Here is a 21,879-nt window from a genome sequence, read left to right as displayed (position 1 = left end):
CAGATTCAGCATTTCCTAGGTGATCCAACGGAGATCCCAGAGTGAAAAACCCGTTTCTTCCCCAGTTCAGCGATCTGCCACCCGAACTGCCCGTGTTTCCGCTGAGCGGCGCGGTGGTCATGCCCGGCGTGCAACTGCCGCTGAACATCTTCGAGCCACGCTACCTCAACATGGTACAGGCCGCGCTGGCCGGCGATCACTTGATCGGCATGGTACAGCCCCAGACGCCCATCCAGTCGCCAACACAGGCCCGGCCCGACGACGACGCCTCCCCGGCCGACGACCAGGAACCCGACCTGTATCGCATCGGCTGCGCCGGGCGCATCACCTCCTACAGCGAGACGAACGACGGCCGCATCGTGCTGGTGCTCACCGGCCTGTGCCGGTTCGAGATCGAGGCGGAACTCGCCCCCCGCGACGGCTATCGGCGCGTGCGTCCCAGCTGGGTGCGCTTTGCCGCCGATTACGCGCCCGCCGCGCAGCCCATGAGCGACCGCGACGCCTTCATGGGCTCCCTGCGCGCCTTCTGTGAGCACCGCCGGGTGGAGGTGCCCTGGGACGACATCGGCCAGATGGCCGATACCGATCTGATCAACCTGCTCTGCGCCCACTTGCCCCTGGGTGCCGGCGACAAGCAGGCGCTGATCGAGACGGTGGACCTGCAACAGCGCGCGACCCTGATGCGCGGCCTGATGGACATGTCGACGCACACTGGCGGCGTCGCCAGCGGGCAGCGGCACTGACCTGCGAACCTGGCGCAAGATCGGCTCCGACGGCATCATCGCGCGCTTGAAATCCGGCCGGGAAACGGCATCTCCCGGCAAGGATCGCATCATCAGGATGCACCATCGGGCAACGGCGCCAACTGCAGACGGCACCGTTCACAGCCGATACCGGTTCCACACAGATTCTTCAGGAGCAATACCATGGCAGTGACACTCACCGATGCCGCCGCCACCCACGTCGGCGCCATGCTCGGCAAGCGCGGCCACGGGCTTGGCCTGCGCATCGGCACCAAGAAGAGCGGATGTACTGGCTTCGCCTACGTCGTCGACTACGCTGACGAACTGGACGACGGCGACCAGGTGTTCGAGAGCCACGGCGTCAAGGTCGTGGTGGACCAGGCCAGCCTGCCGATGATCGACGGCATGGAGGTGGATTTCGTCAAGTCCAGCCTGCTGAACCAGGGCTTCGAATTTCGCAATCCCAATGTCAAGGATGCCTGCGGCTGCGGCGAGTCGTTCAGCGTCTGAGCGCCATGCCAGCCGGTCGGCCAGGGAAGACAGTCAGACAAGCAAGCCAGCGGATCCGGCCAGAGGAGCCAGCATGACCACCCGCGATGAAATCGGCGACATCATCGACACCTTCGACCTCCTCGGCGACTGGGACCAGCGCTACGAGTACCTGATGGAACTTGGCGAGCGCCTGCCGGCGATGGACCCTGCAGACAAGATCGACGCCAACCGGGTCATGGAGTGCATGAGCACCGTGCACGTCACCGCCCGGCCCATGGAGGGCAGTCGGCAGCTGCATTTCCAGGGTGACTGCGATACCGCCATCATCAAGGGCGTGGTCGCCCTGCTGGTGGGCCTGTTCGACGGCAAGACCGCCGACGAGGTGGACGCCGCCGATGTCGATGCCCTGTTCGAGGGACTGCGGCTGGAAGAGCACCTGAGCCCCAACCGCCACGTTGGCGTCTATGCCATCGTAAACAAGATGAAGCAGCAGGCGGCCCGCGCCGCGGCCTAGCTTACAACTCGCTCCACATGCGCATCAGGTTTGCGTAGGAGCGATCCACCTGGCCGGTGTGCGCCTCCCCGGGCGCCTCTTTCAGCAGGTGTTCACGTGCCATGTTCAGCTCGTACAGCAGCTCGCGGCGGGCGGGGTCGCGCACGTAGCTCTGGATCCAGGTCAGCGCCACGGTGCGCTGCCCCTCGGTGACCTCCGCCACGTGGTGCAGGCTCGAGGATGGATAGATCACCGCATCCCCCGCCGGCAGCTTCACCTGGCGCGTCCCGAACGAGGTCCGAATCACCAGCTCGCCGCCTGCATAGCTCTCCGGCGGACTCAGGAACAGGGTCATGGAGACATCGGTGCGAAAGCGCGGTCCGGTGCTGCCCATGATCGGATCATCCACATGATCGCCGTAGGCCATGCCTGGCCGGTAGCGCGCAAAGATCGGGTCCGCCACCCGGTGCGGCAGCGCCCCGAAGCGAAACGTCTCGTTGTGGCCGAGGCTGGCCATCAGGATGCGCACCAGGGTCTGCATGCGTGCGGGATCCGGCCGCATCTCCTGGTTCTGCTTCACCCGGGCCGCGGCAAAACCCGCGGTAAGCCGGCCGTCGACGAACTCGGCGCCGTCCAGCAACTGGTCGATCTTGTCCAGCTGGGCCTGGTTCAACAGCTTGGGAATGGTCAGCAACATCCGGTCCGGTCCTCAATTTCGGGGCTGAAGAATGCCGCGCGCGGCCACCGAATCCCTTGCATTCGGTGACCGCGCGCGGCAAGGTTCCGGTCATCAACGTGAAAACCGAGCCCCCAGTCCGTGATGGGTAACAGAGACATGATCCTGAAGGCAATCATCGAAGACCAAGAATACACCCTCAACGTCCCCGATGCCGTCCTGGCCGGCGCCGGCGGCTTCTTTGACCAGCTCGATCGCGACATGGATCAGGGCTGGCAGATGAGTCGCGACTGGGTGGACGCCCCGACCCAGCTGCAACGCTGCCAGATCATCGCCGACAAGCTGCTGAGCGCGCTGGAAAAGGAAAACCACAAGGTGGGCATGCTCATGGCCGGTTACATCCTCGACCGGCTGCCGGCGGTGGAGTCGGTGGAACTCGACATCGCCGGCGAGATCCAGAACAACCACTTCAACTTTCGGCAGCCGGCCGCCGAGGCGCCCGCAACCTCATCCGCGCTCGGCAAGAACCGGGCCGCCGAAACCCAGGCCAGCCAACACCCGTCTGACCGGAACGCATCCGACCAGAACGGCCCCGGCCAGCGCCTGAGCAGGCTTCAGGCCATGACCCAGGCCGGCAACGATGTCACCAAGGTGTTCAAGGTCGGCAAGGCCTGGCGCTTCTCGGTCTACGACGCCGAGCGCGGCGGCTGGCAGGAATCGCCCCTGATCGCCAGCGAACAGGAGGCGGAACGCCTGCGTCAGGCCGCAGTCAAGCAACGCTACGAGGCCTTAGTCGCCGAGTAGGGCGCGCCTCACGCAACCCGCGAAGCCACGCGCGAAGACCACAACCACCGGGGGCCGCTGATGACAACACACTGGACCCGCGCTGCGCTGTCACTGATCGCCCTGGGCATGCTGCGCGCACAGGCGTTGGCGAACGCCGAACCCACCGACTGCGGCGAAGGCAGCAGCACCCGCGGCGGCGACTGCAGCAACCCCGTCGCCGGTTTCCGCGCGATGCCGCCGGACCTAACCCTCGCCGAGGTCTACAGCCCCGGCGTCGACCTGGCCGACTACCTGGTCAGCGAGAAGTTCGACGGTGTGCGCGCCTACTGGGACGGCACCCGGCTGATCACCCGTGGTGGGCTGGTCATCAATGCACCGGCCTGGTTCACCGACGGCTTTCCGGACGTGCCGCTGGACGGCGAGCTCTGGATGGGCCGTGGCAGCTTCGCCAAGGTGTCGGGCACGGCCCGGCGGCTCGAACCGGAACTCGACGCCTGGCAAAGGGTGCGCTATGTGCTGTTCGACCTGCCCCGGCACGACGGCCCGTTCGAAGCCCGGGCGGCGGCCCTGCAAGAACTGCTCCAGGGGCATGCCAACCCGCATCTGGGGCTGGCCGAACAGACCGTCGTCGCCGACCATGCGGCGCTCATGGCAACCCTTGAGCGGGTGGTGGCCGACGGTGGCGAGGGACTGATGCTGCATCGTCGCGACGCACCCTACCGTGCCGGGCGCAGCGATCACCTGCTCAAGGTCAAACCCTACCTGGAGGCCGACGCCCGGGTCATCGACCACCTTCCCGGCCGCGGCAAGTACCAGGGCATGCTGGGCTCCCTGCTGGTGGAAGAGCCCGATGGCACGCGTTTTCGCATCGGCACCGGCTTCAGCGACGCCGAGCGCGCGGACCCACCGCCGATCGGCAGCCTGGTCAGCTTCAAGTACCACGGCCGCACCGTCAACGGCCTGCCACGCTTCGCCAGCTACCTGCGCCTGGCGGATCCGCTGTAACACTGGCCGCCTTCCCCCCCCAGGTGGCGCCGATGCAGCAGCAGGTAGACCGCCGGAATCACGAACAGGCTGAGTAGCGGCGCGGTGATCATGCCACCGACCATCGGCGCGGCAATGCGGCGCATGACCTCGCTGCCGACGCCATCGAACAGCATGATGGGCAACAGCCCGGCGAAAATGGTGGCGACGGTCATGGCCTTTGGCCGGATGCGCAGCGCCGCCCCGTCCTCGATTGCCGCCTCCAGATCCGCCACCGTGCGCAGCTGGCCTCGTTGGCGCCATTGCCGCGCGGCGTTGTTGAGGTAGACCAGCATCACCACACCGAACTCGGCGGCCACCCCGGCCAGCGCGATGAACCCCACCGCGACGGCCACGGACAGGTTGTAGCCGAGCAGGTAGACCAGCCAGAACCCGCCGACCAAGGCGAACGGCACCGACAGCATGACCAGCAACGCCTCGGGGACACCACGAAAGGCCAGGTAGAGCAGCAGCAGGATCACTGCCAGGGTAAGCGGCACCACCTGGGCCAGACGCTCTTGCGCGCGTTGCATGTACTCGAACTGGCCGGACCAGGTCAGGGAGTAGCCCGGCGGCAAGGGCACCTGGGCACGCACTACGGCCTGCGCCTCGTCGATCCAGCCGCCGAGGTCGCGGCCGCGGATGTCGACGAAGGTCCAGCCGTTGAGCCGCGCATTCTCGCTTTTCAGCATCGGCGCGCCGTCGGTGATGACCACCTCCGCCACCTGCGCCAGCGCCACCTGGGCGCCAGTGGGGGTGACCAGGGGCAGTTCGCGCAGTTCCTGCACGCTGTCGCGCTGCTCGCGCGGGAAGCGGATATTCACCGGGTAGCGCTCCAGCCCCTCCACCGTACGGGTGACATTGATGCCGCCGACGGCGGCGGCCACCACGGCGTTGATGTCGGCGATGTTCAGGCCCACCCGCGCGGCCGCCAGCCGGTCCGGGCGAATCTCCACATAGCGCCCGCCGGCGACCCGCTCGGAGAAGGCCGATGCCGTGCCCTCCACCTGCATCACCGCCTGTTCCACGGCCTGGCCGATGCGCTCGATCTCGTTCAGGTCCGGCCCGGCGATCTTGACCCCGACCGGCGTCTTGATGCCGGTGGCAAGCATGTCGATGCGGGTCTTGATGGGCATGACCCAGGCGTTGGTGAGGCCGGGCAGATCGACGGTACGATCCAGTTCCTCGATCAGCCCTTCCACGGTCATGCCCGGCCGCCACTGGTCCTGCGGCTTGAGCCGGATCAGGGTCTCGATCATCGTCAGCGGCGCCGGATCGGTGGCAGTATCCGCGCGACCGATCTTGCCGAACACCTGCTCCACCTCCGGCACTGAGGCGATCAGCCGGTCGGTCTGTTGCAACAATTGCTGCGCCTTGCCGATGGACAGCCCCGGCAGCGTGGTGGGCATGTACATCAGGTCGCCCTCGTACAGGTCCGGCATGAACTCCGAGCCCAGCCCGCGGTGCCAGTCGGCGATGACGGGCACGCCGCGGAAGCTGTCGCGCCAGCGCTCCGCCAGGCCCGCCTGCCAGGCCTCCACCTGCGCAATCGCGCCCCGTTGCGGTCCGTCCTCCCCCAGTGCCAGTCCGGCGACCTGAAACGGCCATTTCAGGGGCGCCAGCAGGCCGCCGATGCCGGCCAGCGGGATCAGCGTGCTGAACATCAGCAGCACTGCCATGGCCAGGGTGCGATGGGGGCGACGCAGCACCCGGCGCAACAGCGGCCGGTACAGGCGGATCAACCCGCGGTTCAGCGGGTTGCGCTGTTCGCTCGGGATACGGCCCCGGATCAGGTAGCCCATCAGCACCGGCACCAGGGTCACCGCGAGCCCCGCCGCCGCGGCCATGGCATAGGTCTTGGTATAGGCCAGCGGCGCAAACAGGCGCCCTTCCTGCGCCTGCAGCGTGAACACCGGCAGAAAGCTCAGGGTGATGACCAGCAGCGAGAAGAACAGCGCCGGACCCACCTCGGTGGCGGCGGTGCCGATGACCTGCCAGTGGGCCTCGCCTGTGGGGCGCCGGCCATGCTCCGCCTGATAGCGCTCCAGATGCTTGTGGGCGTTCTCGATCATCACCAGCGCGGCATCTACCATGGCGCCGATGGCGATGGCGATGCCACCCAGGGACATGATGTTGGCGTTGATGCCCTGGGCCTGCATGATGACGAAGGCGGCCAGCACACCCAGAGGCAGGCTGATCACGGCCACCAGCGCCGAGCGCACATGGAGCAGAAAGGCCAGGCACACCAGTGCCACGACGATGAACTCCTCGATCAGCTTGTGCCGCAGGTTGTCCACCGCCGACAGGATCAGGCCGGAGCGGTCGTAGGTCTCCACCAGTTCCACGTCTGCGGGCAGCCCCGCCCGCAGATCGTCCAGGCGCGCCTTGACCGCGCGGATGGTCTGCAGGGCATTCTCGCCATGGCGCATGACCACGATGCCGCCGGTTACCTCGCCCTCGCCGTCCAGGTCCGCCACCACGCGACGCATCTCCGGGCCGATCTGCACGCGGGCGACATCCCGCAGCAGCACCGGCGTGCCGTCGGCCCCGACCTTGATCGGGATCAGTTCGATGTCCGTGCGCGAGCGCAGGTAACCGCGGGTGCGGATCATGTACTCCGCTTCGGCCAGTTCAAGCACCGAGCCGCCGACGTCCCGGTTGGCGTTCTGCACCGCCTGCGAGATGCGCGACAGCGGGATGCCGTAGGCGCGCAATTTCTCTGGATCCACCACCACCTGGTACTGGCGCACCATGCCGCCCACGGTGGCCACCTCCGCCACCCCGGGCACCGTCTGCAGTTCAGGCTTCAGGAACCAGTTCTGCAGGCTGGTCAGCTGCGCCAGGTCATGGCTCCCGCTACGGTCCACCAAGGCGTAGCTGTAGATCCAGCCGACGCCGGTGGCATCCGGGCCGAGGCGCGGCTGCACGCCGTCAGGCAATTGCGCGGCGGCCTGATTCAGGTACTCCAGCACCCGCGAGCGGGCCCAGTACAGGTCGGTGCCATCCTCGAACAGCACATGCACGTAGGAGTCGCCGAAGAAGCTGTAGCCACGCACCGCCTTGGCGCCGGGCACCGACAGCATGGTGGTGGTGACCGGATAGGTCACCTGCTCTTCCACCACCCGCGGCGACTGCCCCGGAAAGCTGGTCTTGACGGTGACCTGCACGTCCGACAGGTCAGGGATGGCATCCAGCGGCGTCTGTAGCACCGCCACCACGCCCCAGCCCGCCAGCAGCACGGCGGCGATCAGCACCAGGAAGCGATTGCGGATGGACCAGAGGATGACCGCGGGCAGCGCGCCCACGCCGGTCTGGGTATCAGTGCCCTGCATGGTCGCGCCCTCCGGATCCGGTCGCCGCTGCCTCCGCGGCCGCATCCGGCAGCGAATCCACAGCCGCATCGGTCGGCGTTTGCGCAGCCGGTTCCGCAGTCGATCCGCGAGCGGTATCGGCATCGCTCAGGCGCTGGAAGCTCGCCTGCAGGCTCGACTCGGAGTCGATCAGGAACTGCCCGGAGACCACCACCCGGTCGCCGGCGTCCAGGCCCGAGAGGATCTCCACTTCATCGCCGCGGTGCATGCCGGTGACCACGTCGACGGGCTGGAAACGGCCGTCCGCCAGCGCCTTGACGACGCTCTCTCGCTCGCCGGTGACGATCAGCGCCTCTGCCGGTATCTTCAGCACATCGCGCCTGGGACCGCCATAGATGATCACATCGGCAAACATGTTCGGCTTCAGCGACAGGTCCGCGTTGTCGAACACCAGCCGCACCCGCAGCGTGCGCGTGTCCGCATCGAGCGCCGGATACAGATAGTCTACGCGGCCTTCCCAGCTGCGACCGGGGCGTGCCGGCAGCGTCATCTCCGCGCTCAGGCCCTCGGCGAGCCAGTCGATCTGATGCTCGTAGACCTCTGCCAGCACCCACACCCGACTGAGATCGGCGATGGTGAACAGGGCGCTGGCCTCGGTGACATACATGCCGTCGCGGGCGGCCATGGCAGTGACGATGCCGTCGATGGACGCGCGCACCGGCACCCGGTTCTGCGGCTCGCCGCGTTGCTCGATGGCGCGGATGACATCATCCGGCACAGCGAGCAGACGCAGGATGTTGCGCGCCTTGTCCGCATTGACCTGCGGCCCATCCAGGCGCGTCTGGTCGAGCGCCAGCAGAAAGTCGATCTGGGCCGACAGGATCTCCGGGGCATAGAGTTCAGCCAGTTGCTGGCCACGCACCACAGGCTCGCCCTCGGCGCGCAGGCTCAGCGACTCGATCCAGCCGGCCGCACGCGGATGCACATGGGCCAGCCGGGTCTCATCGTAGGCAACGCGGCCGACGGTACGGATGTATTTCCACAGGGTGCCCCGCTGCACCGGCGCCGTGCGCACCCCGAGGGTCTGGACCACCGCCGGGGTCAGGGCCACCTGCGGGCGCTTTCCGGTCATCGGGTCAAGCTGCCGTGGCACCAGATCCATGCCGCAAATGGGGCAGGTGCCCGGCGCGTCCTTGATGATGCGCGGATGCATCGGACAGACGTACTTGGGGTCGAGATGCTTCTCGGCATGTTCAAGGGGGGTGTCGTCGGCGGCCGAGGCGATGGACTCGGATGGCGGCTGCCGGGGCTCACCGCACGCGTAGAGCAGCACTGTCGCCACGAGCAGCAGCGTGGGCAGCAGCCTGCGCTGCACAAGGCACTGGCTGGCACCGTCGGGGCACCGGTGGACAAGGAGACGGAGAACGGACATGGACCACTTCCTGCGCGCCCGCACGGGCGACGCTGTCGGATTGCACGCGGGCCCTGCATGACACTGGCCGATGGCCACGCCGCCGGCCGCAAGGCCCCTGGGGGCGCGTCAGACAGCAGCGGCGATCGGAGGTCTCAGAAAGGACTCGGGTCGGAAGCGATAGAAATGGCCGGCTCGCAGCGCACACGGCTCTGCCTGGCGGGCAGACAGGGGCCAGAGGGGTTCGGCCCCGTGGTGATCGAACTGGCCGATGGCGATGCCCAGGGCGCATTTGGGGCAGTCCAGCAGGGACGTGCCGGACGGACCAGACGCATCGGCATCACCCTGCGGCTGATCCTGCACCGGGGCCCCGGCGGATGTATCGGCCGACGCGGCCGCTGCATGCATTGGGCAGGTGGGTGCCGACGCCGCAGGCTCGTCGGCATGCAGACAGCCGAGCGTCCATGACGCCATCACCTGCACCTGGAAAAGCGTCAGGCTCAGTAGCAGCACGAGGCGGCGAATGTCGGTGCGTCTGATCACGGAGTGAGAATGGCAGCGCTGCGCCGGCGTTGCAAGTGCTGTTCTGCGAACGCGAGGAGCGGATATTAGGTACGAATGGCGGGTACGAATGGCGGGTACGAATGGCGGGTACGAATAGGGTAGGCGCGGATTCGGCCGCTCAGGGCCGAAAGCCGATGGCCGCCAGCCGCATGGGGCTGGCGGGACTCAGCCGCAGCTCGTGCAGCAGCCGGCCGTCGGCGCCGCGCAGGGCGGCGCTCAGCAGGCCGGCTCCATCGATGCGCAACTCACCAAAGCCGAACCAGTCGCGCGCCTGCTCGTACTGCCGGATGTCCTGTCCGGATGCCGGCGCATGCAGGAACAAGCGCTCGACGCCGAGGTCCGGATCGATGTCGGCCTCGCGCCTGATCGCCGCGCTCAGCGGCGGCGCCAGGAATTCATGCACGACAAACCCGGGGCGCTCGCTGAAGGGGCGATAACGCAGCGCGGCGCCGAAGCGGACGCCGCCGCTGATGAAGACCAGATTGTTGCGGCCGTGGGTCGCCGCATGCTCGAGAATGGCGGCCAGCTCCCGTGCATAACCGGTGGCACCGTCCACATTGGCCCAGCCGTCGCGGCCGACGGCCTCGGGCGCGCGTTCCGACAGCGACATCGGCACGCTGGAGGCCACCACCACCCAGGTTGCCCGGGACTCCTCCAGCCGCGTCTTCAGCCAGGTCAGCTGTTCGCGTCCGAGCATGGTCTTCGGCCGTTCCGGCGTATCCTCTGCCTGGTTCGGATCCCGATACTGGCGGGTGTCCAGCAACAGCAGTTCCAGGTGCTGGCCCCAGCGGACCGACCGGTACAGCCGCTTCGGCGTCAGCGGATGTTCGGCGATGGGGTTCTGCTCCAGCAACGCAGCCATGCCGATGGGCATGAGCGACACCCCTGCCGTGTAGGGCGGCTGTTCGTGGGCATCATGCAACGGCCCCAGGGCCTTGATCACCTCGTGATCGTCCCAGACGGTGTAATAGGCGGTCTGGGACAACAGACGCCGCAGGCCCATGTCCGCGCGGGTGTAGCGCCAATGGGCACGGAACCCCGCCAGATCCGTCGCCGGGCCGAAGCTGGTGGGGATCTGCGCATTGCCATAGATGCCGACCGCTTCGCAACGGCCATCGGCGTAGATCATGTCGCCAAGGCCGACGAACAGATCCGGCGCACCGTCATGAATGGCGTCGAAGACCTCGAAACCGCGTTCCGCGTCACGGCAGACGTTCTGTCCGGCCAGGTCGCTGCCCCAGCGCAGGTGTACCGCCGCCGCGGTGTAGGCCGCAGGTGCGGTGCGAAAGCGTCCGCGGGCCTGTTCGCCCAGCACATCCGACGCGCCCTGCACGGCCGCGCGCCAGTGCTGCACCATGCCGGGATTCAAGCCGTCGATGCGCAGCTTGGCGGTAAAGTCGGAGCGGGCGGACAGCGGCACCTCGAAATGCCGACTCGGTGCCGCCAGCGGACCGGCCACCTCCGGCGGGCGATCCTGAGCGCGCGCGTGGTCACGGTCGGGGTCCCGGTTGCGGTCGTGCTCCCGTTCCGCGTCCGCTTGCAACGCCGCAACCTCGGGCGGCGCCTCGGTAAGATCGATCAGGGCTACGCCCTCGCGGTCCGCCTGCACCCAGAGCACCGCGCTCTCGGCGGTGACGTCACCGACGGCGATGACCGGTGCCGGCGCCCGTTGCAGAGGGTCGCCGACGGCCGGGCCCGCGCCCGGGCCGGCGGCGAGACACAGCGTCAAACAGGCCAGGATGGCCAGCCGCCTGCCAGATCGCTCACTGGGCCGATCCTTGGGCCGCAGCACCCTGGAGCGCCTCTCCGCTTGCCCGGAGGGTCGCGCAGGGAGAAGCGCGGTGAAGCACAGGATGGATCGGGCGGTGGAACTGGGCATGGATGCGGTCTGGACAGGACGTCCGAGCGTGGCGCGGCGGTGTCGCACAGTGTAGCGCCAATCGGCCACGGATGCGCGCTGCCCCTGAATTGCCCCGGAGTGGTCCTTGTGTGGCCTCAGCTTGCCTGCGCAAGCCTTGGTCTGCCCACAGGCAGCCCACCGATCGGGCAGGGGCGGTCAGGCCAGTTGCCGCGGACGCACCAGCGCGAGCAGACTGGCACAGCCGGATTCGAGCTGTGACCAGTCGTCGGGCATCTCCAGCCGCGCCACGGCCGCCGTCGGCAACAGCTTGCCGTCTTCCGGCTCGTCCACGTCGTCGCCGCAGAGGTAGCGCACCAGGCCCTCGAGCCCGGGGTTGTGGCCCACCAGCAGCACCGTCGCGATGGCATCGGGCACGCGCGCCAGGGCCTCGAGCAGCGTGGGCACCTCGGCCTCGTAGATGGCGCGCTCCCAGACGATGCGCTTCTTTTTCAAGTCCAGCGCCTTGCAGACCTTGAGCGCCGTCTCACGGGCGCGCACGGCCGGGGAACTCAGGATCAGGTCCGGCACCATGCCCTCGCGGTAGAGCCAGGCACCCACGCGCGGGGCATCGCGTTTTCCGCGCTTGGCCAAGGGGCGGTCGAAATCGGTCGCCGCGCCACTGTCCCAGTCGGACTTGGCATGACGCAAGACCAATAGCTCGCGGGGAATACGGGAGAAGGGATCGGAGCGATGCAAGGGAGGAATCGTCGGGTAACTTCCGTTTGACCGCCGCTTTCTAACATAACGGTCATGATGACGAAAGTACCGGTCCTCAGGCGCGGACCTCGGCCAGCAGGCGATCGATCATGCCCTCGGCCTGAGACAGGTAGCCCGGGCCGAACAGATTCAGATGGTTGAGGGTGTGATACAGGTTGTACAGGGTCTTGCGCACCGCATAACCCGCATCCAGTGGCCAGGCGGCATGGTAGGCGCGATGGAAGTCGTGACCGAAGCCGCCGAACAGCTCGGTCATGGCGATGTCAGCCTCACGATCACCGTAGTAGCAGGCCGGATCGAACACTACCGGTTCGCCGCCGGCCGCAATGCTCAGGTTGCCGCCCCAGAGGTCGCCGTGCAGCAGCGACGGGGCCGGATCATGATCGATCAGCGCGTCGCAGTTCTCCAGCAGCAGCGCGCCCCGGTCCGCCAGCCGGCTGCCGTAGCCCAGGCGCGAGGCCAGGTCCAGTTGAAAGCCCAGCCGCTGTCGGCGCCAGAAGTCGATCCAGCTCGGCGTGGGTGCGTTGGGCTGCGGCGTTGAGCCGATGGTGTTGTCGCGGTGCCAGCCGAAGCGGGGGGCCGTCGCCCGGTGCATGGCCGCCAGTTGCTCCCCCGCACGGGCCGCGGACGCACCCCCGCCCTGCCCCTCGAACGGGATGTACTCCATGGCGATGAAGGCCGCGTTGCCGGCGCTACCGGTACACAGCGGGCGCGGCACACGGATGCTGTCGGTGGCGGCCATGGCCTGCAGACCTTCGAATTCCGCCTGGAACATGGGCAGCCGGTCGGCGGCATTGTGCTTGACGAACCAGGACTGGTCCCCGTCGGACAAGACCATGGCCGCATTGATGCAGCCACCGCCCACTGCGCGGGGCGGGCCGGGGGTGAACGGGCGCCCGCAGGCATCGGCGATCTGCCGGGCGATGTGCTGGTTCATGTCACCGCGATCCGCCGCAGCAGCGGACTGGTGCGCGGGAAGTGCGCCCGCAGGAACGCCATCTGATCCGACAGCACGTGGCGACCCATCAGATAGACGTACTCGGCATGGGTGGGGATGAACGGGACCGCCAGCAGTTCCATGCCGGCGGATTCCGGCGTGCGACCGGCCTTGTAATTGTTGCAGCGCACGCAGGCGGTGACGACGTTGTTCCAGCGGTCCCTGCCGCCCAGGCTGATGGGGCGCACGTGATCCCGGGATAGGTGCCGGGGGGAGAAGCGCCCGCCACAGTACAGGCACATGTGATCGTCACGCTGGAACAGTGTGCGGTTGGACAGCGGTGGCACATAGTCTTGCCGCAGCTTGCTCAGCGCCTGATGGGCGCCATGAGTGGCGATGATGGAGTGGATCTCCAGCCGGCTTTGCCGGCGGCTGCGGGCGTTGATGCCGCCGCGAAGATGCAGCAGCGGGTCGCCGCAGGCATACGCCACCTGCCCCAGGAAGTACAATCGCGCAGCGGCCTTGTAATCCACCCACTCCAGCGGCATGCCCGCCAGATCGGTGCGCAGGATCTGTTGGCTCAGTAACGCCATGTCACGGCCCCGGTCGGGAGTTTCAGCGCATGATACAGGCTTGCCGCGGGGTTGCAACACAGGCTGTAGGATGCGGGCAAGGGCCACAGGGGCGGCGCCGGCCTGTGACGCAGCCCATGCACCGGCCGTCCACCGGTGCGCCCGGCACGGACCCAAACGCCGACAGGCACGCCGGTCGTTACACTGAATCGGCACGCCTGCTTGTATCCGGGCCGATCGTCCAGCCAGGCCACCGAAACGGCGTCCGAACGACACCCGGATTTGGCCGCCACAGATGCGGCGATGCCTCAGATTAGCGTCTTCATGTCTTCGTAATCATGGGAGTTTTGCACATGGCCCCCGCTGCTCCGGCGAAGCCGCCACACTCCCGGAGGACGACCATCGTCCTTACGCACCTAAACACTAACCGTCTGTTTTAATGAGCCTTATTCCTGATGGTCAACACTTGACCAATCCGACCGCACACCAGTGTTCAGAGGCCACGGGGGCCTGAATCCATGTCTTTTCCACTAAGTTATCCACAGCATCTGTGGACAATCCCCGCCGCCGGCAGCACTGACGGGTGGCCCCCGGGAGACGCGCCGCCCCGATGAGCACGGCGCAGACGACGACCGCTTGCATCCGGGTCGCGGTGACTTCGGCGCCGGCGGACCTGTTCGACTACCTGCCGCCCGTTCCCGGCGGCCCTGTGGTGCCCTGCGCCGGCATGCGCGTGCTGGTGCCTTTTGGCCGCGGTCGGCGTGTCGGCATGATCACCTCCGTTGCCGCAACCAGCGCGTTGCCGCCGGACCGGCTCAAGCGCATCGACGCCCTGCTGGACCGAACGCCGCTGCTCACCGACGGCGACCTGCGCTTTGTGCTGTGGGCCGCGCGCTACTACCAGTGCAGCCCGGCGGAGGCCCTGTTCAGCGCCATCCCGGCGCGCCTGCGTCGACCGGAGCCGGTGCTGGACCCGGCCGCCCCCGGCTGGCGCGCCACCGCCGCCGGTGCCACGCTGGCGATGGCCGACCTGCAGCGCGCTCCGCGTCAGCGCGACGCGCTTGGGCTGTTGCGCAGCCAGCCGGCGGGGCTTGAGGACGGCATGCTGCGCCAAAGGCTCGGCGACTGTTCGGCAGCGCTGCGGGCGCTGGCATCCAAGGGCCTGGTCGCGCGTTGCCGCATCGCGGCGGATGCCGGAAACGGGCCGTCCGCCAGCGCCCCGAACGCCGAACATCCGCCGCCGAAATCTGCTCAGGCGTCGGACCAGGCCCCGAATCAGGACACCGGCCCCGAACTCAACACCGAACAGCAGCAGGCGGTCGACATCATCGCGCAGCAGTCAGGGTTCGGCTGCTTCCTGCTCGACGGTGTCACCGGCAGCGGCAAGACCGAGGTGTACCTACGGCTAATCGAGGGCGCCCTGGCGCAGGGGCGGCAGGTACTGGTGCTGGTGCCGGAGATCGGCCTGACACCACAACTGCGCGAACGCTTCGCCCGGCGCATCGCGGCGCCGATGGCGGTGCTGCACTCGGCACTGGGGGAGCGTGAGCGCGAACTCGCCTGGCAGCAGGCCGCCAGCGGTCGGGCCCGACTGGTGCTGGGCACGCGCTCGGCCATCTTCACGCCGATGCCCGCCCTCGGCCTGCTCATCGTCGACGAGGAGCACGACGCCTCGCTGAAGCAGCAGGACGGCTTCCGCTACTCAGCCCGGGACCTGGCCGTGCGCCGTGGGCAGCTGGCGGACAGCCCGGTGGTGCTCGGCTCCGCCACCCCGTCGCTGGAGACCCTGTTCAACGCCCGTGAGGGGCGCTACCGGCGCCTGGCCCTGACCCGGCGGGCCGGCCAGGCCGCGGATCCGGACATCCGGCTGGTGGACATCCGCGGCCAGTACCTGGAGACCGGACTGTCCCATGCGCTGCTGACGCACATGGACCAGCAGATCGAGGCGGGCAACCAGGTGCTCCTGTTCCTGAACCGGCGCGGATTCTCGCCGGTGCTCACCTGTCACGACTGCGGCTGGGTCAGTGAATGCAACCACTGCGACGCCCGCATGACGCTGCATCGGGGACGCGATCAGCTGCTATGCCATCACTGCGGCCTGACCCAGCCGCGTCCGCTGCGCTGCCCCTGCTGCGAGTCGCCGGATCTGCGGCCCCTGGGTCAGGGCACGGAACGCGTCGAAGACACCCTGCGCAAGCGCTTCGCCGGCGTGCCGCTGGCACGCATCGATCGCGATAGCACCCGGCGCAAGGGCGAACTGGAACGCCTGCTGGCGGCCGCCCAGCGTGGTGACTACCGCATCCTGCTGGGCACCCAGATGCTGGCCAAGGGCCATCACCTGCCCGCCATCACCCTGGTGGGCATCATGGACATCGACTTCGGCCTCTACGGCACCGATTTTCGCGCCGCCGAGCGCATGGCGCAGTTGCTGATCCAGGTGGCCGGGCGCGCCGGCCGCGCCGACCGCCCGGGTACCGTGCTGGTGCAGACGCGGCACCCCCAGCACCCGATGCTCGAACGCCTTTTGCGGCAAGGGTACGGCAGCTTTGCCGAGGCAGCGCTGGCGGAACGTGCGGCGGCGGCCCTGCCGCCATTCAGCCACCAGGCCCTGCTGCGCGCCGACAGCCCCAAGGCGCAGGCGGCGCTGGAGTTCCTGCGCCAGGTGCTGGTCACGGCACGGCCGCTGGCGCCGCCGAGCGTGGAGTTCTGGGGGCCGGCACCGGCGCAGATGGAACGCCGTGCCGGACGCGTGCGCGCCCAGTTGTTGCTGCAGGCGCCCCGGCGCAGCCAGCTGCAGGGCCTGCTCGCCACCCTGCTGCCCCGACTGCGAGCACTGCCGGCACCGCGACATGTGCGCTGGAGCATCGATGTCGACCCCAAGGATCTGTACTGAGGATCCGAACCTCAAGATCTGCACCGGGGCGACATCCATCGCCCACCGATTTCCGGTATCCTTGCAGGTTAACCTCGGGGGCCTGACCGTGCCCGCCGTCATTGCTACCAAGCCCAGGGCATTCAATGAAGTCCAAGTTGCAAGAACTCGTTGCGCAGGCGCTCGCGACGCTGGCGGGCCAGGGCCTGCTGGCCGAAGTGCCCGCCGATCACGCGGTGCAGATCGAGCGCACCCGCGACCCCGCCCATGGCGACTTCGCCACCAACACCGCGCTGGTGCTGGCCAAGCCGGCACGCATGAAGCCGCGCGACCTGGCCCAGCGCCTGGTGGATGCCCTGCCCGCCTCGCCGATGGTGGCCGCGGTGGAGATCGCCGGTCCCGGGTTCATCAATTTCCGCCTGACCGAAGACGCCTACCATGCGCTGATCCCCGAGATCCTCGCCCGCGGCCCCGACTACGGCCGCAGCCAGCTCGGCGCCGGCAAGCGGGTGCAGGTGGAGTTCGTCTCCGCCAACCCCACCGGACCGCTGCACGTGGGCCATGGACGCGGTGCCGCCTATGGCGCGGTGGTGGCTGACCTGCTGGCCGCGGTGGGCTATTCGGTACATCGCGAGTACTACGTCAACGACGCCGGCCGGCAGATGGACATCCTGGCCACCTCCGTCTGGCTGCGCTATCTGGAACTCTGCGGCGAGTCACTCGGCTTCCCGAGCAACGGCTACAAGGGCGACTACGTCTGGGACATCGCCGCCACCCTGCACCGCGAGCACGGCGACGACTACCGCGCTGACGCGCTGAAAGTCTTCAGGGGCGTGCCGCCGGACCAGCGCGACGACGAACCCGACGGCGACAAGGAGGCCCACATCGATGCCCTGATCGCCGCCGCCAAGCGCCTGCTCGGCGACAACCGCTATCGATTCGTGTTCGAGCTGGGGCTGAACACCATCCTCGACGACATCCGCGCCGACCTGCACGAGTTCGGCGTGGACTACCAGGAGTGGTACTCCGAACGCGCACTGACCGAGAGCGGCGCCGTGAACAAGGCCATCGAGCGGTTGCGCGAGGCGGGCCATGTCTACGAGCAGGCCGGCGCCCTGTGGTTCCGTTCCACCGATTTCGGCGACGAGAAGGACCGGGTGATCGAGCGCGAGAACGGCCAGACCACGTACTTCGCCTCCGACATCGCCTACCACATGGACAAGCTGGAGCGCGGCTTCGAGCGCGTCATCGACATCTGGGGCGCCGACCACCACGGCTATGTGCCGCGGGTGAAGGGTGCGCTGAAGGCCCTGGGCGACGATGCCGACCGGCTGGAGGTGCTGCTGGTGCAGTTCGCCGTGCTCTATCGCGGCGGCGAGAAGGTGCAGATGTCCACCCGCTCCGGCGAGTTCGTCACCCTGCGGCAGCTGCGCAAGGAGGTCGGCCGGGATGCCGCGCGCTTCTTTTACGTGATGCGCCGCTGCGAGCAGCACATGGACTTCGACCTGGACCTGGCCAAGAGCCAGTCCGCCGACAATCCGGTCTACTACGTGCAATATGCCCATGCCCGCGTCGAGAGCGTGCTGCGCCAGGCGGCGGACAAGTGCATGCCGGTGGAGCCGAGCCGCGGAACGGTCAATCTGCAGCGCCTGAGCGAGGCGCATGAGCAGGCGCTGCTGCGCTCGCTGTCGCGCTGGCCCGAGGTGGTGGAAGGCGCCGCCATGACGGCAGAGCCCCACCAGGTGACCAACTACCTGCGCGAACTGGCCAACGACTTCCACACCTACTACAACGCCCATCAGTTCCTGGTGGACGACGCCGAGCTGCGTGACGCCCGCATCAAGCTGATCCTGGCGGTGCGCCAGGTGTTGCGCAACGGCCTCGGCCTGATCGGCGTATCGGCACCGGACCGGATGTAGGCCAGGCCGGCACGCCGACCATCCACGAGCAGCAAGCGGAGATCGGAAACAATGACCCTGGACTATCGCAAGGGTTCGCCGGCGCGACCGCGCAAGCGCACGCAGCGACGCGGCACCTGCGCCTTCTGGTTCCTGCTTGGCGGCCTGCTCGGCGGCTTTGCCGTCGGCGTCGCCTGGATGCGGGCAGATCAGTCCGGCGCGGCCACGGTGGCAGAGACAGCCGCGGACGCCCGTCCGGCCGCCCCGACGCCGAAACCCAAGTTCGACTTCTACAGCCTGCTGCCGGAGGAAGAAGTCGTGGTGCCCGCCGAACGCGAGCCGGAACCGGTCGCCCTGCCGCCGCTGCCGGGGCAATCGCCCGCGCAACCATCGGCGCCAACCCCGGCCAAGCCGACGCCCGCCGTGCCCGATACCGCCAAGGCCACGCCGGCTCCGACTCCGGCCAGCCCTCCCGGCAACGGCCCTACCTACCTGCTGCAGGTGGGCTCCTTTCGCAAGACTGGCGACGCCGAGCGGCTGAAGGCACAGCTGGCCATGCTGGGGGTGCAGACCTCCATCCAGACCGTTACCATTGCCAGCGGACAGACCTACCATCGGGTACGCACCGGCCGCTTCACCCGGGCGGACGCGGACGCGCTCAAGTCGCGGCTCAAACGCAACGGCCACGATGCGCTCATGATGCGCGTCGACTGACCATGGCCGACACGAAAGACGCCCAGGCCACCGTGTCCGACGGCGGGGCCGAGTATCTGATCCGGCACACGACGCTGCGCCAGTTGCAGGTGCTGGAGGCGATCTGCCGCCTGGGCAGCTTCACCCGCGCCGCCGAGGAGCTTTTCCTGAGCCAGCCGACGGTGTCGATGCAGATCAAGAAGCTGGCCGACACTCTGGGAACGCCCCTGTTCCGCCAGACCGGACGCAGCGTCGAGCCCACCGACGCCGGTCGGCAGGTGTACGCCTCCTGCCGCGAGATCCTGGGTTCGCTGTCGAACCTCGACGTCAAGCTGTCCGACCTGAAACAGCTGCGCCGCGGGCGACTGCGGCTCGGCGTGCTTACCACCGCCGCATCCGTGGCGCCGGAGATCCTCGGCGCCTTCTGTCTGCGCTATCCCGGCATCGACGTGTCGCTACAGGTCACCAACCGCGAGCACATCGCCGAGCGGTTGCGGGCGCACGATGACGACCTCTACGTCACCGGCCAGCCGCGGGAGGACGACGACGAGATCGAGACCACCCCCTTCGCCCCCAACCCGCTGGTGATGGTGGCGCGCGCGGATCATCCACTGGTGCAGGAACGGGACATCCCGCTGGCCCGCCTGGCTGGCGAAAACCTGATCCTGCGCGAGCCTGGCTCCGGCATCCGCGACGCGGTGCTGAAGCATTTCACCGCCCTCGGCGTACAGCCCCAGGTGCGCATGGAGTTGGGTAGCAACGAGGCCATCAAGCACGCCATCGTCGGCGGGCTGGGCATCTCCGCGCTGTCGCTGCACTCGCTGACGCTGGAAAGCGCCGGCGGACAACTGGCGCTGCTGGACGTGGAGGGCTTTCCCATCATGCGGCGCTGGCATCTGGTGTACTGGCGCGGTCGCGAGCTGTCGCTGGTGGCGCGCACCTTCCTCGATTTCGCCATGGAATACGAGCCCGAGGTGCGCGCCCGCCTGGCCGAGGCCCAGGCCGCCTTCGACCGCACCCGCCTCAAGCACAGTCGCCCGGAGGAACCGGCATGACGCATTCGGACACAGACGTGTTCACTTACCCGGTGGCACGCATCGGCATCATCGGCGGCGGCCAGCTCGGCCGGATGATGGTCAAGGCCGCCAAGCGCATCGGCTGCACCTGCGTGGTGCTCGACCCAACGCCCAATTCCCCAGCGGGCCAGGTGTCGGGACACCAGATCGTGGGCAATTATCACGACCCGGCGGCACTGCGCGAGCTGGTGGAGTCCTGCGACGTCGCCACCTTCGACATCGAGGACATCGACACCGACACCCTGGCGGATCTGTCGCGCCGCGGCCGGCGGATCTTTCCCTGCCCTGAGCTGCTGGCGGACATTCAGGACAAGCTGCGCCAGAAGCAGGTGCTGACCGAAGCCGGCATCCCCAATGCCCCCTTTGTCGCCGCTGATGACCCGCAGGCGGCACAGTTCGAGGCCTTCGGCTACCCGCTAGTGCAGAAGGCTCGGCGCGGCGGCTACGACGGACGCGGGGTGCAGATCCTGCGGTCCGCCACCGAGTTCGACCGGCATCTGCCGGTGCCGTCGCTGCTGGAGCGCTTCGTCCCCGCCGACAAGGAACTGGCGGTGATGGTGGCCCGCGGCCAGGACGGCGACGTGCGCAGTTACCCAGTGGTGGAGATGGGCTTTCGCCCGGGCGAGAACATCCTCGATCTGCTACTGGCACCGGCCCGGATCCCGGCCGACGTCGCCGAAGCGGCGCAACGGCTGGCCATCGACACCGTCGAGTCCCTCGCCGGTGTCGGCATCTTCGGCGTGGAGCTGTTCCTGACCCGGGACGGCCAACTGCTGGTGAACGAGGTCGCGCCGCGCACCCACAATTCGGGCCACTACACCATCGAGGCCTGCATGACCGACCAGTTCGAACAGCACCTGCGGGCCATCACCGGGCTGCCGCTGGGGGCCACCGACCTGCTGATGCCGGCGGCCATGATCAACCTGCTGGGCGAGCCCGGCTACGCCGGCCGGCCGGTCATCCATGGCCTGCGCGCGGCGCTGTCCATCCCCGGTGTGTCGGTCCATTTCTACGGCAAGGCCAGCACCGGTGCGCATCGCAAGATGGGTCATGTCACCGTGCTGGATCCCGATATCGAACAGGCGCGGGCCAAGGCGGAGCGCGTCCGCGACCTGATCCGCATCACCGGCGAGGAAAAGCCATGACCACAGACCACACGCCAGCAACCGCCCCCATCATGGTCGGCATCATCATGGGCAGCGATTCCGACCTGCCGGTGATGCAGGCCGCCGCAGATGTCCTGGATGAGTTGGGCATCGGCTACGAAATGACCATCGTCTCCGCCCACCGCACGCCGAAACGGCTGTACGACTATGCCGATTCCGCCGTCTCACGGGGGCTGCGGGCCATCATCGCCGGAGCCGGCGGTGCCGCCCATCTGCCGGGCATGGCCGCCGCCATCACGCCGTTGCCGGTCATCGGCGTGCCGGTCAAGACCTCCAGCCTGTCCGGCCAGGACTCGCTGCTGTCCATCGTGCAGATGCCCGCCGGCGTACCGGTGGCCACCGTGGCCATCAACGGCGCCAGAAACGCCGGCCTGCTAGCGGCCCAGATCATCGGCAGCGCCGACCCCGCCGTACTGGCGCGGATCAGCGCCTTCAAACAGGCGCTGGAAGAGCAGGTCATGCACAAGGTGGAACGCATGGCCGCCGGCGAAATCACCGCCGACACCGTCGCCCGCACCCGCCCCTGACAATCACCATTTCTGGCAATCC

19 protein-coding genes are annotated in these 21,879 nt (G+C 68.1%); 11 read left to right on the top strand and 8 right to left on the bottom strand.

Features of this window, described 5'->3' with window-relative positions; all coding sequences use genetic code 11:
* Positions 1-41 precede the first annotated feature (41 nt).
* The 3 genes from F2Q65_RS08980 to F2Q65_RS08970 all read left to right on the top strand — a co-directional run bounded on the left by F2Q65_RS08980 (position 42) and on the right by F2Q65_RS08970 (position 1,749).
* Positions 42-743 (top strand): LON peptidase substrate-binding domain-containing protein, encoded by a 702-nt coding sequence (locus tag F2Q65_RS08980; RefSeq protein WP_246156104.1) that lies wholly within the window; start codon positions 42-44, stop codon positions 741-743.
* A 183-nt stretch (positions 744-926) separates the two neighbouring features.
* A complete protein-coding gene (locus tag F2Q65_RS08975; RefSeq protein WP_150092557.1) occupies positions 927-1,253 on the top strand; it encodes a HesB/IscA family protein in 327 nt (108 codons plus the stop codon).
* 73 nt (positions 1,254-1,326) lie between these two features.
* Positions 1,327-1,749 (top strand): SufE family protein, encoded by a 423-nt coding sequence (locus F2Q65_RS08970; RefSeq protein ID WP_150092555.1) that lies wholly within the window; start codon positions 1,327-1,329, stop codon positions 1,747-1,749.
* 1 nt (position 1,750) lies between these two features.
* Here F2Q65_RS08970 and F2Q65_RS08965 read toward each other — a convergent pair whose 3' ends face one another.
* Positions 1,751-2,425: a Fe2+-dependent dioxygenase gene (locus F2Q65_RS08965; RefSeq protein ID WP_150092553.1), complete on the bottom strand. Its 675-nt coding sequence runs from the start codon at positions 2,423-2,425 to the stop codon at positions 1,751-1,753.
* 138 nt (positions 2,426-2,563) lie between these two features.
* On the opposite strand from F2Q65_RS08965, the gene F2Q65_RS08960 reads away from it, so the two are divergent.
* On the top strand, positions 2,564-3,208 hold the full coding sequence (locus F2Q65_RS08960; RefSeq protein ID WP_150092551.1) for a hypothetical protein: 645 nt from the start codon (positions 2,564-2,566) through the stop codon (positions 3,206-3,208).
* A 60-nt stretch (positions 3,209-3,268) separates the two neighbouring features.
* Complete coding sequence (locus F2Q65_RS08955; protein ID WP_150092549.1) at positions 3,269-4,195, top strand: DNA ligase; 927 nt, start codon at positions 3,269-3,271, stop codon at positions 4,193-4,195.
* Here the strand turns inward: F2Q65_RS08955 and F2Q65_RS08950 are convergent.
* From F2Q65_RS08950 to F2Q65_RS08920, 7 genes are all read right to left on the bottom strand, one after another.
* Positions 4,168-7,545 carry an efflux RND transporter permease subunit gene (locus tag F2Q65_RS08950; protein WP_246156103.1) on the bottom strand — a complete coding sequence of 1,126 codons (3,378 nt, stop codon included), beginning with the start codon at positions 7,543-7,545 and terminating at the stop codon, positions 4,168-4,170. The genes F2Q65_RS08955 and F2Q65_RS08950 overlap by 28 nt on opposite strands.
* Positions 7,532-8,956 (bottom strand): efflux RND transporter periplasmic adaptor subunit, encoded by a 1,425-nt coding sequence (locus F2Q65_RS08945; protein ID WP_150092547.1) that lies wholly within the window; start codon positions 8,954-8,956, stop codon positions 7,532-7,534. Before F2Q65_RS08945 ends, F2Q65_RS08950 begins: the two co-directional genes overlap by 14 nt.
* Positions 8,957-9,064: 108 nt before the next feature.
* Complete coding sequence (locus tag F2Q65_RS08940; RefSeq protein ID WP_150092545.1) at positions 9,065-9,478, bottom strand: hypothetical protein; 414 nt, start codon at positions 9,476-9,478, stop codon at positions 9,065-9,067.
* 139 nt (positions 9,479-9,617) lie between these two features.
* Entirely contained in the window at positions 9,618-11,291 is a 1,674-nt protein-coding gene (locus F2Q65_RS08935) for an alkaline phosphatase D family protein (RefSeq protein WP_150092543.1), read from the bottom strand.
* Between the two features lie 264 nt (positions 11,292-11,555).
* Positions 11,556-12,095, bottom strand: coding sequence for a SixA phosphatase family protein (locus tag F2Q65_RS08930; protein WP_246156101.1), 540 nt, complete (start codon positions 12,093-12,095; stop codon positions 11,556-11,558).
* A gap of 76 nt (positions 12,096-12,171) precedes the next feature.
* A complete protein-coding gene (locus F2Q65_RS08925; protein WP_150092541.1) occupies positions 12,172-13,053 on the bottom strand; it encodes a fructosamine kinase family protein in 882 nt (293 codons plus the stop codon).
* Complete coding sequence (locus F2Q65_RS08920; protein WP_150092539.1) at positions 13,050-13,646, bottom strand: HNH endonuclease; 597 nt, start codon at positions 13,644-13,646, stop codon at positions 13,050-13,052. Before F2Q65_RS08920 ends, F2Q65_RS08925 begins: the two co-directional genes overlap by 4 nt.
* 589 nt (positions 13,647-14,235) lie before the next feature.
* Between F2Q65_RS08920 and F2Q65_RS08915 the strand changes: the two genes are divergently transcribed.
* From F2Q65_RS08915 to purE, 6 genes are all read left to right on the top strand, one after another.
* Positions 14,236-16,518, top strand: a complete 2,283-nt coding sequence (locus F2Q65_RS08915) for a primosomal protein N' (protein ID WP_150092537.1) — start codon at positions 14,236-14,238, stop codon at positions 16,516-16,518.
* 125 nt (positions 16,519-16,643) lie between these two features.
* The gene (gene argS / locus F2Q65_RS08910; RefSeq protein WP_150092535.1) at positions 16,644-18,416 is read left to right on the top strand and encodes an arginine--tRNA ligase; all 1,773 of its coding nucleotides are present in this window, start codon (positions 16,644-16,646) and stop codon (positions 18,414-18,416) included.
* A gap of 51 nt (positions 18,417-18,467) precedes the next feature.
* Entirely contained in the window at positions 18,468-19,109 is a 642-nt protein-coding gene (locus F2Q65_RS08905) for an SPOR domain-containing protein (RefSeq protein WP_150092533.1), read from the top strand.
* 2 nt (positions 19,110-19,111) lie between these two features.
* Positions 19,112-20,143: a LysR family transcriptional regulator gene (locus tag F2Q65_RS08900; RefSeq protein ID WP_150092531.1), complete on the top strand. Its 1,032-nt coding sequence runs from the start codon at positions 19,112-19,114 to the stop codon at positions 20,141-20,143.
* Positions 20,140-21,309 carry a 5-(carboxyamino)imidazole ribonucleotide synthase gene (locus tag F2Q65_RS08895; protein WP_150092529.1) on the top strand — a complete coding sequence of 390 codons (1,170 nt, stop codon included), beginning with the start codon at positions 20,140-20,142 and terminating at the stop codon, positions 21,307-21,309. The genes F2Q65_RS08900 and F2Q65_RS08895 overlap by 4 nt, the downstream gene beginning before the upstream one ends.
* On the top strand, positions 21,306-21,857 hold the full coding sequence (purE, locus tag F2Q65_RS08890; RefSeq protein ID WP_150092527.1) for a 5-(carboxyamino)imidazole ribonucleotide mutase: 552 nt from the start codon (positions 21,306-21,308) through the stop codon (positions 21,855-21,857). The genes F2Q65_RS08895 and purE overlap by 4 nt, the downstream gene beginning before the upstream one ends.
* Positions 21,858-21,879: the final 22 nt, after the last annotated feature.

Origin of the sequence: Thiohalocapsa marina (genome assembly GCF_008632335.1) — a bacterium.
Lineage (GTDB): Bacteria > Pseudomonadota > Gammaproteobacteria > Chromatiales > Chromatiaceae > Thiohalocapsa > Thiohalocapsa marina.
The sequence above is the reverse complement of the archived record's forward strand: the minus strand, read 5'-3'. Positions and strand labels throughout refer to the sequence as shown.

What these genes read in the sequence shown, in the direction of transcription:
- F2Q65_RS08975 (WP_150092557.1), top strand. Translation starts at nt 927, where the DNA reads ATGGCAGTGACACTCACCGATGCCGCCGCCACCCACGTCGGCGCCATG.
- F2Q65_RS08970 (WP_150092555.1), top strand. Translation starts at nt 1,327, where the DNA reads ATGACCACCCGCGATGAAATCGGCGACATCATCGACACCTTCGACCTC.
- F2Q65_RS08965 (WP_150092553.1), bottom strand. Translation starts at nt 2,425, where the DNA reads ATGTTGCTGACCATTCCCAAGCTGTTGAACCAGGCCCAGCTGGACAAG.
- F2Q65_RS08960 (WP_150092551.1), top strand. Translation starts at nt 2,564, where the DNA reads ATGATCCTGAAGGCAATCATCGAAGACCAAGAATACACCCTCAACGTC.
- F2Q65_RS08955 (WP_150092549.1), top strand. Translation starts at nt 3,269, where the DNA reads ATGACAACACACTGGACCCGCGCTGCGCTGTCACTGATCGCCCTGGGC.
- F2Q65_RS08950 (WP_246156103.1), bottom strand. Translation starts at nt 7,545, where the DNA reads ATGCAGGGCACTGATACCCAGACCGGCGTGGGCGCGCTGCCCGCGGTC.
- F2Q65_RS08945 (WP_150092547.1), bottom strand. Translation starts at nt 8,956, where the DNA reads ATGTCCGTTCTCCGTCTCCTTGTCCACCGGTGCCCCGACGGTGCCAGC.
- F2Q65_RS08925 (WP_150092541.1), bottom strand. Translation starts at nt 13,053, where the DNA reads ATGAACCAGCACATCGCCCGGCAGATCGCCGATGCCTGCGGGCGCCCG.
- F2Q65_RS08920 (WP_150092539.1), bottom strand. Translation starts at nt 13,646, where the DNA reads ATGGCGTTACTGAGCCAACAGATCCTGCGCACCGATCTGGCGGGCATG.
- F2Q65_RS08915 (WP_150092537.1), top strand. Translation starts at nt 14,236, where the DNA reads ATGAGCACGGCGCAGACGACGACCGCTTGCATCCGGGTCGCGGTGACT.
- argS (WP_150092535.1), top strand. Translation starts at nt 16,644, where the DNA reads ATGAAGTCCAAGTTGCAAGAACTCGTTGCGCAGGCGCTCGCGACGCTG.
- F2Q65_RS08905 (WP_150092533.1), top strand. Translation starts at nt 18,468, where the DNA reads ATGACCCTGGACTATCGCAAGGGTTCGCCGGCGCGACCGCGCAAGCGC.
- F2Q65_RS08900 (WP_150092531.1), top strand. Translation starts at nt 19,112, where the DNA reads ATGGCCGACACGAAAGACGCCCAGGCCACCGTGTCCGACGGCGGGGCC.
- F2Q65_RS08895 (WP_150092529.1), top strand. Translation starts at nt 20,140, where the DNA reads ATGACGCATTCGGACACAGACGTGTTCACTTACCCGGTGGCACGCATC.
- purE (WP_150092527.1), top strand. Translation starts at nt 21,306, where the DNA reads ATGACCACAGACCACACGCCAGCAACCGCCCCCATCATGGTCGGCATC.